This is a genomic window from Paraburkholderia sp., assembly GCF_024281035.1.
Classification (GTDB): domain Bacteria; phylum Pseudomonadota; class Gammaproteobacteria; order Burkholderiales; family Burkholderiaceae; genus Paraburkholderia.
Genome location: NZ_JAMXLH010000001.1, coordinates 1 through 11,387, shown reverse-complemented (window position 1 = coordinate 11,387; position 11,387 = coordinate 1). Strand labels below are relative to the sequence as shown.

Genomic DNA, 11,387 nt, shown 5'->3' with positions numbered 1-11,387 from the left:
ATCAGTTCGACTAATTCGTCTGGCGCAGATCCGATCGATTATTTCGTACGTTCGATGCCGTCCGCGGGAGGGAAATAAAAAACCCCGCAGAATCACGGACTCTAGCGGGGTTTCTGGACAACCGCGGCGGTTGTCCGATAAGTATTTGGTGCCGGCTGCAGGACTCGAACCCGCCACCTGATGATTACAAATCAACTGCTCTACCAGATGAGCTAAGCCGGCGTAGCCCGCGATTCTACTTCATTTCACGACCTTGAGGTGCCCCTTGCCGCCCTTCGCGCCCTCGTCCGAGCCCTTTTCCGGGGCGGACACAGCCGGTTCGCCGGCAGGTTCGTCGTGCGCCTCTGGCGCATCGGCAGACGCTTCGTACTCGTCCTGCGCCGAAGGCAGCACTTCATCGGCGTCGCCCGGCGCAATTTCGACCGGAAACGCCATACCCTGCCCGTTTTCACGCGCGTAGATCGCGAGCACGTTCGCCACCGGCACCTCGATCTTGTGCGATTTGCCCGAAAAGCGCGCGTTAAACTCGATCAGCTCGTTGCCCATCTGCAACTGGCTCGTGGCCTCGAAGCTGATGTTCAGGACGATCTCGCCGTCGCGCACGAACTGGCGCGGCACGCGCGTCTGGTTGTCGACCCGCACCGCGATATGCGGCGTAAAACCGTTGTCGGTGCACCATTCGTACAACGCGCGAAGCAGGTACGGCTTCGTGGAAATCTCTTGCATCAACGATCCTTGTCGGGAACCGCATGCGGCGCCCAATCAGCCGCGCACCGCATGCCGTCCCTGGTTGCCTTGCCCGCAGGCGTTTAGCGACGCATCACCTTTTCCGACGGCGTCAGCGCCTCGATGTAGGCCGGACGGCTGAAAATGCGCTCGGCGTACTTCATCAGCGGCGCGGCGTTCTTCGACAGTTCGATGCCGTAGTGATCCAGGCGCCACAGGAGCGGTGCGATCGCGACGTCGAGCATCGAGAACTCTTCGCCCAGCATGTACTTGTTCTTCAGGAAGATCGGCGCAAGTTGCGTGAGGCGGTCGCGGATCGCAAGGCGCGCCTTCTCGTGATTCTTCTCGGCGGCCTTGCCCTTCTCGTTTTCGAGCGTGCTCACGTGCACGAACAACTCTTTCTCGAAATTGAGCAGGAACAGCCGCGCACGCGCACGTTGCACCGGGTCGGCCGGCATCAGTTGCGGATGCGGGAAGCGCTCATCGATGTATTCGTTGATGATGTTCGATTCGTACAGAATCAGGTCACGCTCGACCAGAATCGGCACCTGGCCATACGGATTCATCACGGCGATGTCTTCCGGCTTGTTGAACAGGTCGACGTCGCGGATTTCGAAGTCCATGCCCTTTTCGAACAACACCAGCCGGCAGCGCTGGGAGAACGGGCAGGTAGTGCCAGAGTACAGAACCATCATGATTTACTTTTCCTCAATAAACCCAAAAGGCCAGCGTGCAAACAAATCGTCAGACGGCTTCCAGACGGTTTGCTCGCCGCGCCGGCCCCACGTCGGTCAGGACGTGCCTATTTGATATCTTTCCAGTACGCAGCGTTCAGTCGCCACGCAAAAAAGCTCAGGACGCCGAGAAACAGCAAGACCCACACGCCAAGCTGCCTGCGGGTTTTCTGCGTCGGTTCGGACATCCAGCCGAGATAGGCCACCAGATCGGCCACGGCAGCATCATAATCCACGCGCGATAGCTGCCCCGGCACAACCTGTTGGTACCCTGCAAAACGATGGACCTTTTCCCCGCTTCGTTCGTCCACCGTATCCTCGAACTTCGCCGTGCGGATCCCCTGCAATTGCCACAGCACGTGCGGCATGCTCACGTTGTCGAACACGAGGTTGTTCCAGCCGGTCGGCCGCGAGTCGTCGCGGTAGAAGCTGCGCAGATACGTGTACAACCAGTCGCGGCTGCGCGAGCGCGCAATCACGGAAAGGTCCGGCGGCGTCACGCCGAACCACGTTTTCGCGTCGTCCGGCCGCATGGCGATCGTCATCGTGTTGCCGACCTTGTCGGTCGTGAACAGAAGATTGTCCTCGATCTGCTTCTGCGTAATGCCGAGATCCTGCAACCGGCTGTAGCGCATCAGATTCGCACTGTGGCAGCTGAGGCAGTAGTTTACAAACAATCGCGCGCCATGTTGCAGTGAAGCAAGATTTTCGCCGTTATCGGGAGCACGGTCGAGCGGAATGTTTTCCTGGGCGTGCGCCGGCGCAACCGCCAGCACGCAGCCGAGCGCCAGCGCGGCCATGCCGAACCCGCGCGTGAGTGCCGCCAAGAGTGATTTCGTCGTCATGATTTCCTCGCTCCCGGGTTAATGGGGCTTGAACCGCACGCGCTCGGGCGGCTGCTTGAACGTGCCAAGCCGCGTCCAGAACGGCATGCCAAGGAAAAACGCGAAGTAGATCAGCGCGCAGATCTGGGCGATCAGCGTCGCACTCGGCGACGGCGGCCGCGTGCCGAGGAACCCGAGCGTCAGGAATACGACCACGAAGATCGCGTAGAAGACCTTGTGGAAGAACGGCCGATAGCGAATCGACTTCACCGGGCTTTGATCGAGCCACGGCAGGAAGAACAGCGACATCACGGCCGAACCCATCACCACAACGCCCCAGAACTTCGACTCCGTGAAGTACATCGCAAGGATCACGAGGACGGCCAGCACCGGCAAGCCCAGTTTCCACTTGCCGCGTGCACGCACGAGTGCGAGCACGCCCAGCAGCGCGATCACGACCATCAGCACGATCTTGAACGGGTCGGTCGTGGCGCGCAGCATCGCGTAGAAGGCGGTGAAGTACCAGACCGGCGCGATTTCAGGCGGCGTCTGCAGCGGGTTCGCGGGGATGAAGTTGTTCGCTTCGAGGAAGTAACCGCCCATCTCCGGCATGAAGAACACGATCGCCGCGAAGACGATCAGGAAAATGCACACGCCCAGGAAATCGTGCACCGAATAATAGGGATGGAAAGGAATGCCATCGAGCGGAATGCCGTCGGCGTCCTTTTTCTCCTTGATTTCAATACCGTCCGGGTTGTTCGACCCCACTTCATGCAGCGCGATGATGTGCGCAATCACGAGCGCAAGCAGCACGAGCGGGATGGCGATCACGTGGAAGGCGAAAAAGCGGTTCAGCGTAACGTCGGAGACCACGTAGTCGCCGCGGATCCACAGCGACAGGTCCGGCCCGATGAACGGAATCGCCGAGAACAGGTTCACGATCACCTGCGCGCCCCAGAACGACATCTGTCCCCAGGGAAGCAGGTAGCCGAAGAACGCCTCGGCCATCAGGCACAGGAAGATCGCGCAGCCGAAGATCCACACGAGTTCGCGCGGCTTGCGATACGAGCCGTACAGCAGCCCGCGGAACATGTGCAGATAGACGACGATGAAGAACATCGACGCGCCCGTCGAGTGCATGTAGCGGATCAGCCAGCCCCACGGCACTTCGCGCATGATGTACTCGACCGAGGCGAACGCGAGCGTTGCATCGGGCTTGTAGTTCATCGTCAGGAAGATACCCGTGACGATCTGGTTCACCAGCACCAGCAGCGCGAGCGAGCCGAAGAAGTACCAGAAGTTGAAATTCTTCGGCGCGTAGTATTCGGACAGATGCTCGCGCCACAGCGCGGTGAGCGGAAAGCGCCTGTCGATCCAGCCAAGCAGCCCCGTTGTTTCTACCTTGTTCGCGGTTCCCGTCGCCATCACGCTTCTCCTTGTTCGTCGCGGCCGATCGCAATCTGCGTCGGGGACGTGAACATGAACCTGGGGATGTCGAGATTCTGCGGCGCGGGCTTGTTCCTGAATACGCGCCCGGCGAGATCGTAAGTCGAGCCGTGACACGGACACAGGAAGCCGCCCGGCCAGTCGTCGGGCAGGTTGGGCTGGGGGCCCTCCTGAAAGCGCGGCGTCGGCGTGCAGCCCAGATGCGTGCACACGGCCACCGCTACAAGGATGTTCTTGTGCTCGGCGCGCGATCGATATTCGTTGCGGCAATAATCCGGCAACGGCATCGAGAACGGGTGCGTGGAATCGGGATCGGCCAGTTGGGGAACGGCCTTCAGGACATCGGCCATCATGCGGTCGGTGCGGTTCAGGATCCAGACCGGCTTGCCCCGCCAGGCCACCGTCATCATGCTGCCGGGTTCGAGATTGCTGATGTCGGCTTCAACCGGCGCACCGGCGGCGCGGGCCCTTTCGGACGGCGCAAACGAAACCACAAACGGTACGGCTGCCGCTACGCCTCCCACGCCGCCTGTTACGGACGTCGCAATCAGCCAGGTACGGCGGCTGCCATCGACGCGGTCATTTTCGTTGTCTCGCATCACATCGCCCCACTTCTGAGTTGGATTCATCCGCCACGGCTCGCCTACCCGCGCTGCAGCCGAACGCTAGTTTGCTCGAATGGAGTTGGCATTTACAAGGGGCCGCTTCTAAAAAGCGCATCAAGTCATTGATACGTATGACTTTTCCCATGCAAAAAAAGGCGTCTCCGTTTTTCTTTTGTAAGTGCCTTTTGAATAAATCGCGGGTTATCGAACCCGGATCATGTAACAGTCGATGCGCCTGAACCGCTCAAACCGGATTGTGGATATCGATAAACAGATGCTCGACGTCGAATGCCTCCGAAAGGTGCGCGCCAAGTGCCTGCACGCCGAAGCGCTCGGTCGCGTGGTGACCCGCCGCGAGAAACGCCACGCCGCTTTCGGCCGCCGTATGGGTGGTCTGCTCGGAAATCTCACCGGTCAGGAAGACGTCGGCGCCTGCGTCGATCGCATCGTCGAAAAGGCTTTGCGCCGCGCCCGTGCACCAGGCCACGCGGCGCAGTTGCCAGTCCGGGTCGCCGAGCACGAGCGGCGTGCGGCCAAGCGTATGCTCGACCTGCGCGGTGAAGTGCGCAAGCGTGATAGGCATCGGCAGGGTGGCCATCCAGCCGAGATCCTGGTCGCCGAAGCGCTGCTCGCCGATCCAGCCGAGCTTCGCGCCGAGCTGTGCGTTGTTGCCGAATTCAGGATGGCAGTCGAGCGGAAGGTGATAGGCGAACAGATTGAGGTCGTTGGCGAGCAGCGTTCTCAGGCGCCGGTACTTGCGGCCCGTAATTTGCGGCGTATCGTTCTTCCAGAAGTAGCCGTGGTGGACCAGCACGGCGTCGGCGCCCCATTCGAGCGCGGCTTCGAGAAACGCGAGCGATGCGCTCACGCCCGTCGCAATCTTCTCCACGCGGCGTCGCCCTTCAACCTGCAGGCCGTTGGGACAATAGTCCTTGAAGCGCGCGGCTTCGAGAAGATTGTTCAGATACAATTCTAGTTCGATCCGATCCATATAATCCTCTAATCATCAGATGCTTAGACGCTTTTGGCTGTTCTTCGCCCAGGCGGTGACGGTCCTGCTTGCGCTGATGTTCATCATCGCAACGCTCAAGCCGCAGTGGCTGCAGCATCAGGGGCAATTCGGCAAGCAGCTTGCCGAGCCGATCGTCGCACTGCGAGAGGTGGCACCCGGGATCGGCAGCGGCCCGGCGCAGGGCTCCTATGCGGACGGCGCCCAAAAGGCGATGCCCGCGGTCGTTAATGTGTTCTCCAGCAAGGACGGGTCGCTCCCGCCCGACGCGCGCCAGAACGATCCGCTGTTTCGCTACTTCTTCGGCGATCGCAACAACAACCGCAAGCCGCAGCAGCCGCCCGCCGCGAACCTCGGTTCGGGCGTCATTGTCAGCCCGGACGGTTACATTCTAACGAACCAGCACGTGATCGAAGGTGCGGATCAAATCGAAATCGCACTGTCCGATGGCCGCACCACCACCGCGAAGGTAATCGGCATCGACCCCGAAACCGATATCGCGGTCCTCAAGATCAACCTGCCGAACCTGCCCACCATCACGCTCGGCCGCATGGACCAGGCGCGCGTGGGCGACGTCGTGCTCGCCATCGGCAACCCGTTCGGCGTCGGCCAGACGGTGACGATGGGCATCATCAGCGCGCTCGGGCGCAATCACCTCGGCATCAACACGTTCGAAAACTTCATCCAGACCGACGCGCCGATCAACCCCGGCAACTCGGGCGGCGCGCTCGTCGACGTGAACGGCAACCTGCTCGGCATCAACACGGCCATCTACTCGCGCTCGGGCGGCTCGCTCGGCATCGGTTTCGCGATTCCCGTGTCCACCGCGCGCAGCGTGCTCCAGAGCATCATCACGACAGGATCGGTCACGCGCGGCTGGATCGGCGTCGAGCCGCAGGATGTGACGCCCGAGATCGCCGAGTCGTTCGGGTTGCACCAGAAATCGGGGGCGATCGTCGCGGGCGTGCTGCAAGGCGGCCCCGCCGACAAGGCCGGCATCAAGCCGGGCGACATCCTGCTCTCGGTGAACGGCCAGGAAATCACCGATACGACGCGCCTGCTGAACGTGATCGCCCAGATCAAACCCGGCACCGACGCCAAGGTCCATCTCGCGCGCAAGAACCACGACATGGATCTGGACGTGATGATCGGCAAGCGCCCGCCGCCGCCGAAGCAGGCCGAGCAGGAAGACGGCGAAGGTGACAGCGGCGGCTGATCCGCCTGGCCGACGGGTCGTCGCCGGCACGTCCGGCACGACCCGCACGACCCGCAGCACAAACAAGAAAGGCCGCGAACTCACCGTTCGCGGCCTTTCTTTTTGATGCGTGCGCAGGGCGGTCCGGCGCTTCGGTGGCGGATGCGCGGGCGCTTGTGCCCGCGCATCCGGCTAGCTGCTCGCCGTCTCGCTATTGTCGGAATCGGGTGTCTTCTCGCCCGTGCCGATGAAGACCCGCGCGGCGATGATCCCCGCCTCGTAGAGCACGATCAGCGGCAACGCGAGAATGAGCTGCGAGAACACGTCCGGCGGTGTAACGACAGCCGCGACGATGAACGCGCCGACGATCACATAGGGCCGGATCTCCCTGAGCTTCTTCACCGTGAGCAGTTTCATGCGCACGAGCAGCACGACCACAATCGGCACTTCGAAGGTCACACCGAACGCAAGGAACATGGTGAGCACGAAGCTCAGGTAATTGTCGATGTCGGTGGTCATCTCCGCGCCGAGCGGCGCATTGTAGTGTGCCATGACACGGAAGATGGTCGGAAACACGACGAAGTAGGCGAACGCCATGCCGCACAGGAACAGGACGTAGCTGCTCGCGACGAGCGGCACCACCAGTTTCTTTTCGTGCTGATAGAGGCCGGGCGCGATGAACGCCCAGATCTGGTAGAGCACGAATGGCAGTGCGATCACGAACGCGACGAGCATCGTGACTTTCATCGGCACGAAGAACGAGCCGGTGACGTCGGTGACGATCATCTTGCCGTCGCGCGGCAGGTTCTGCATCAGCGGACGCGCGAGCAGCCGGAAGATATCGGGCGCCCAGTAGACGAGCCCGATAAACACGACGATGACCGAAATGCCCGCGCGGACGATGCGATCGCGCAATTCGACGAGATGCGAGATGAAGGACTCTTGAGCGCCTTCATCCTGGTTTTGCTGGGGGTCGCTCACACCGGCCCTCGGTAGGATGAGTCCATGCCCGTAGTGGGCATCAGAAGAAGCGCACCGGCCGCCGCAGGCTGGCCGGTGTATGTTGTGCGACGCGTGCCGCGCCTGACTGCACGCGCGTGCGCCGCTGCGTCTCGCGCTTGTACCACTTCGGAGCCGCCGCCTGCTTCACGCGCCAGTTCTTGCGTTTGGCCGGCCGCGTGCCCGCGTTGGTGCTGCGCCAGAACGACGACGTACCAGCGCTTGCGTTGTCTGCAGTGCTCGCGGTGCTTGTCGAGCCGGTCGCAGCGGTCTGCGCGCCGATCGCGGCGCCCGGCGACACCGAAGTGCCTCCGCCAAACGCCTCGTTCAGTTCGGTCTCCTGCTTGCGCAGATTGTCCTGAACCGTCTTCTCGACGTTCTGCGCCGCCTGCTCGAACTCCGTCTTCACACGGCGCAGTTCGTCCAGTTCGATCTCGCGCGAAACTTCCGCCTTGACGTCGTTGATGTAGCGCTGCGCGCGGCCGAACAGCGCCCCGGCAGTGCGTGCCACGCGCGGCAGCCGCTCCGGTCCGAGCACGACCAGCGCAACTACGCTGATCAGCGCCATCTTGGTTAGACCCAGATCGAGCATGAATGCAGATTTCCGTCAGCCAGTGGTAGGGCAAGCCGCCGCGTTAGCGGTAGTCGTTCGAACGCGGGGTTTTGTCCCGGGCTTCGACGTCGACCGTGCTGCCATCGGACGGCAGTTCACGCTTTTGCTGGTCGGCTGCGGGGGCATCGCCCTCGCGCATGCCTTCCTTGAAACCCTTCACCGCACCGCCAAGATCGCTGCCGATATTGCGCAGTTTCTTCGTCCCGAAGACGAGCGCCACGATCAGCAAAACGATCAGCCAGTGCCAAATGCTCAATGAACCCATGATTCCAATTCTCCTTTACCCCGTCGCCACCCAGCTTGTGCGGCGAATAACGCTGGCACGCCAGGAGCGCGCCTCTTTTGCGCCCACCGAAAACCCGGAGCGGCGCGATTCAAAAATACTGCCTGAATACGGCAACCTCGGCCAGACGGCCTCGGCGCGCCCCCGCGATACCTCAGCCCATGCGCTGCCACGGCCGCGGCCCGGCAAGCAGATGAGCGTGCAGGTGATACACCTCCTGCCCGCCGCCCGGCCCCGTATTCACGACCGTGCGAAATCCTGTTTCGCCGCCCGTGTACGACACGCCCAGCTCTCTTGCGAGGCGCGCGACCAATACCATCATTCTACCAAGCAGCGGGGCATCACTTTCAAAGCAATCCGCGAGAGTGGCAATATGCCGTCGTGGGATGACAAGCACATGTGTCTGCGCCGCAGGGCGAATATCGCGGAAGGCGACGAATTCGTCATCTTCATAAACGCGCGAACTCGGAATTGCGCCATCGGCGATCTTGCAGAAAAGACAGCTGCTGCGGTCGTGAGTCATGGTGCTCCTGGTGAGCATGGCGCGCAATGGATGTGGACGGACTGCCCGGAAAGCCGGCCCGGCGGACCTTCAGACCCACCCGCGCGGGTTGGCGAGCGGCTTGTTGTCGTAGAGATACAGCCAGCCTTTGATGATACGGTACAAGGTCCAGATCGCGACAGTCCACAAAATCGGGATACCGATCAGTGCGATGAAGAGCGCAATTCCGATCAAATGCCCCGCGAGCCCCAGCCAGAAGGTACGGATCTGCCAGGTGAAGTGCTGCTCGTACGGCGTGCCAAGCACCTCGTCGCGCTTGAGGTAGTTCAGGATGATCGCGATGAGGACCGAAATGCCGCCCGTAAGCCAGTAGATGGCGTAGAGCGCGTAGAGAACATGCGTGAAGGTACGCAGGCTGCGTAGACGCTCCGCATCGAGCGGATCCCGAATGGTCCGGGGCGGAAAATCGCCGGGCATGGACATGCTGTTCGTCTCCCTGTCGTTCCGGAGTGAATGCTTCAGCACTCGTGCCGGCCGCGCTGCCGGCACTTCAGTCACCAGTCAACTAGCAGTCAACTACCGGTCAACTGCCAGTCAGTTACCGGCCGGCCGCCAATCAGTCGCCGTTTTGCTCGCGCGCACGGCTCTTGCGCAGCGCCTTTTCCTCGAGGCCCGACAGGCCTTCGCGGCGTTCCAGCTCCGCCAGCACGTCGGCGGGACTCAGGTCGAAATGCGAGAGCGCGACGAGGCAGTGGAACCACAGGTCGGCCACTTCGCCGACCAGCGCCGTCGGCGCGCCGCCCTGGCGCACGTCCTTGGCCGCCAGCACGACTTCGGTGGCCTCTTCGCCGATCTTCTTGAGCACCGCATCGTCGCCCTTGTGGAAAAGGCGCGCGACGTAGGATGCGTCCGGATCGCCGCCCTTGCGGCTGTCGATCACCGCCGCGAGGCGCAGCAGCGTGTCGTTGGTCGTGAGTTGCGTCATTTGTAGATGTGTTCAGGGTCTTTCAGCACGGGATCGACGGCGACCCAGCGGCCGTCGTCGACGGTGCCGTCGAATTGCTGGAAAAAGCACGAGTGGCGGCCGGTATGGCACGCGATACCCGAGACCTGCTCGACCTTGAGCAGCACGACGTCCTCGTCGCAATCGAGACGGATGTCGCGGACCTGTTGCACGTGGCCCGACTCCTCGCCCTTGAACCACAGGCGCTGGCGCGAGCGCGAAAAGTACACGGCGCGGCCCGTTTCGACCGTCTTGGCGAGCGCCTCGCGGTTCATCCACGCGAACATCAGCACGTCGCCCGTCGCGGCTTCCTGCGCAATCACGGGCACGAGACCGTTGGCGTCCCAGTTGATCTTGTCGAGCCAGGCAGCGCCCGGCGTAGCGTTCGTCGTCACGGTTACAACCTCACCGAAATGCCCTGCCCGGCCATGAAGCGCTTCGCCTCGCCGACCGTATGTTCGCCGTAGTGGAAGATGCTCGCCGCCAGCACGGCGTCGGCATGGCCTTTGACGATGCCGTCGGCCAGATCCTGCAGGCCGCCCACGCCGCCCGAGGCGATCACGGGAATCGGCACCGCGTCGGAGACCGCGCGCGTCAGGTCGAGGTCGAAGCCGCTCTTCGTGCCGTCGCGGTCCATGCTCGTGAGCAGGATCTCGCCCGCGCCGAATTCGGCCATCTTGCTCGCCCATTCGACGGCGTCGATGCCCGTCGCCTTGCGCCCGCCGTGCGTGAACACTTCCCAGCGCGCAGGCTCGCCGGGTGCGGACACTCGCTTCGCGTCGATGGCGACGACGATGCACTGCGAGCCGTATTTGCCGGAGGCGTCGCGCACGAGCTGCGGATTCGCCACCGCCGACGAGTTCATGCTGATCTTGTCCGCGCCCGCGTTCAGCAGCCGGCGCACGTCCTCCACGGCGCGCACGCCGCCGCCGACCGTCAGCGGAATGAAGACCTGCGATGCGACCGCTTCGATGATCGGCAGGATCAGGTCGCGCTGGTCCGAAGTGGCGGTGATGTCGAGGAAGGTCAGTTCGTCCGCGCCCTGATCGTCGTAGCGGCGCGCGATTTCGACGGGATCGCCCGCGTCGCGCAGCTCGACGAAATTGACGCCCTTGACGACCCGCCCGGCAGTCACGTCGAGACAGGGGATGATGCGTTTGGGTAGAGCCATGATCTTGCCGAAGTTGCCAGTCGGTGTGTGTGCGGCGAGCACCTTTCGCGAGAAGGCTGCCGGCCCCGGTTCGGGCGTGGCGCGCAGCCCATTGTCGCGCGCTTTGCACCGTGCCTTGCGCCCTGAGGCGAAATTATCCCGCGCGAGCGCCAGTCCCCATGGAGATGGCGGCGCAGCGCCAAAAACAAAAGGCCTCCAGTGACGGAGGCCGGCATTCGACGCTTTACGCGTCGTCCGATTCGCGCAGGCTGTCTGCGCGCGTTTGCGCGGCGGTGAA

At 62.6% G+C, this 11,387-nt stretch carries 15 protein-coding genes and 1 tRNA gene; 1 reads left to right on the top strand and 15 read right to left on the bottom strand.

Annotation, left to right across the window (positions count from 1 at the left end; genetic code table 11):
- Nucleotides 1-146: 146 nt before the first annotated feature.
- From Q0L30_RS00080 to Q0L30_RS00050, 7 genes are all read right to left on the bottom strand, one after another.
- Nucleotides 147-222: transfer RNA gene (locus Q0L30_RS00080), tRNA-Thr, on the bottom strand.
- Nucleotides 223-240: 18 nt separating this feature from the next.
- Nucleotides 241-726 (bottom strand): ClpXP protease specificity-enhancing factor, encoded by a 486-nt coding sequence (locus Q0L30_RS00075; RefSeq protein WP_296649621.1) that lies wholly within the window; start codon nt 724-726, stop codon nt 241-243.
- 83 nt (nt 727-809) lie between these two features.
- The gene (locus Q0L30_RS00070; protein WP_027797364.1) at nt 810-1,421 is read right to left on the bottom strand and encodes a glutathione S-transferase N-terminal domain-containing protein; all 612 of its coding nucleotides are present in this window, start codon (nt 1,419-1,421) and stop codon (nt 810-812) included.
- A gap of 107 nt (nt 1,422-1,528) precedes the next feature.
- Nucleotides 1,529-2,260, bottom strand: coding sequence for a cytochrome c1 (locus tag Q0L30_RS00065; protein WP_296649648.1), 732 nt, complete (start codon nt 2,258-2,260; stop codon nt 1,529-1,531).
- A gap of 63 nt (nt 2,261-2,323) precedes the next feature.
- A complete protein-coding gene (locus Q0L30_RS00060; protein WP_296649614.1) occupies nt 2,324-3,709 on the bottom strand; it encodes a cytochrome bc complex cytochrome b subunit in 1,386 nt (461 codons plus the stop codon).
- Complete coding sequence (gene petA, locus Q0L30_RS00055; RefSeq protein WP_296649646.1) at nt 3,709-4,329, bottom strand: ubiquinol-cytochrome c reductase iron-sulfur subunit; 621 nt, start codon at nt 4,327-4,329, stop codon at nt 3,709-3,711. Before petA ends, Q0L30_RS00060 begins: the two co-directional genes overlap by 1 nt.
- A gap of 250 nt (nt 4,330-4,579) precedes the next feature.
- On the bottom strand, nt 4,580-5,326 hold the full coding sequence (locus tag Q0L30_RS00050; protein ID WP_296649612.1) for a Nif3-like dinuclear metal center hexameric protein: 747 nt from the start codon (nt 5,324-5,326) through the stop codon (nt 4,580-4,582).
- 19 nt (nt 5,327-5,345) lie between these two features.
- Between Q0L30_RS00050 and Q0L30_RS00045 the strand changes: the two genes are divergently transcribed.
- The gene (locus tag Q0L30_RS00045; RefSeq protein WP_296649611.1) at nt 5,346-6,560 is read left to right on the top strand and encodes a Do family serine endopeptidase; all 1,215 of its coding nucleotides are present in this window, start codon (nt 5,346-5,348) and stop codon (nt 6,558-6,560) included.
- Between the two features lie 171 nt (nt 6,561-6,731).
- On the opposite strand, the gene tatC is transcribed toward Q0L30_RS00045, so the two are convergent.
- The 8 genes from tatC to hisF all read right to left on the bottom strand — a co-directional run bounded on the left by tatC (nt 6,732) and on the right by hisF (nt 11,110).
- A complete protein-coding gene (tatC, locus tag Q0L30_RS00040; protein WP_293040946.1) occupies nt 6,732-7,520 on the bottom strand; it encodes a twin-arginine translocase subunit TatC in 789 nt (262 codons plus the stop codon).
- A 40-nt stretch (nt 7,521-7,560) separates the two neighbouring features.
- Nucleotides 7,561-8,130, bottom strand: a complete 570-nt coding sequence (gene tatB, locus Q0L30_RS00035; protein ID WP_296649607.1) for a Sec-independent protein translocase protein TatB — start codon at nt 8,128-8,130, stop codon at nt 7,561-7,563.
- A gap of 43 nt (nt 8,131-8,173) precedes the next feature.
- On the bottom strand, nt 8,174-8,416 hold the full coding sequence (gene tatA, locus Q0L30_RS00030; protein WP_296649606.1) for a Sec-independent protein translocase subunit TatA: 243 nt from the start codon (nt 8,414-8,416) through the stop codon (nt 8,174-8,176).
- 172 nt (nt 8,417-8,588) lie between these two features.
- Nucleotides 8,589-8,957: a histidine triad nucleotide-binding protein gene (locus tag Q0L30_RS00025; protein WP_296649604.1), complete on the bottom strand. Its 369-nt coding sequence runs from the start codon at nt 8,955-8,957 to the stop codon at nt 8,589-8,591.
- Between the two features lie 69 nt (nt 8,958-9,026).
- Complete coding sequence (locus tag Q0L30_RS00020; RefSeq protein WP_296649602.1) at nt 9,027-9,419, bottom strand: hypothetical protein; 393 nt, start codon at nt 9,417-9,419, stop codon at nt 9,027-9,029.
- A gap of 133 nt (nt 9,420-9,552) precedes the next feature.
- Nucleotides 9,553-9,921 carry a phosphoribosyl-ATP diphosphatase gene (locus tag Q0L30_RS00015; protein ID WP_293033917.1) on the bottom strand — a complete coding sequence of 123 codons (369 nt, stop codon included), beginning with the start codon at nt 9,919-9,921 and terminating at the stop codon, nt 9,553-9,555.
- Entirely contained in the window at nt 9,918-10,334 is a 417-nt protein-coding gene (hisI, locus tag Q0L30_RS00010; protein WP_296649599.1) for a phosphoribosyl-AMP cyclohydrolase, read from the bottom strand. The genes Q0L30_RS00015 and hisI overlap by 4 nt, the downstream gene beginning before the upstream one ends.
- Before the next feature lie 2 nt (nt 10,335-10,336).
- Entirely contained in the window at nt 10,337-11,110 is a 774-nt protein-coding gene (hisF, locus tag Q0L30_RS00005) for an imidazole glycerol phosphate synthase subunit HisF (protein ID WP_296649598.1), read from the bottom strand.
- Between the last annotated feature and the right edge of the window lie 277 nt (nt 11,111-11,387).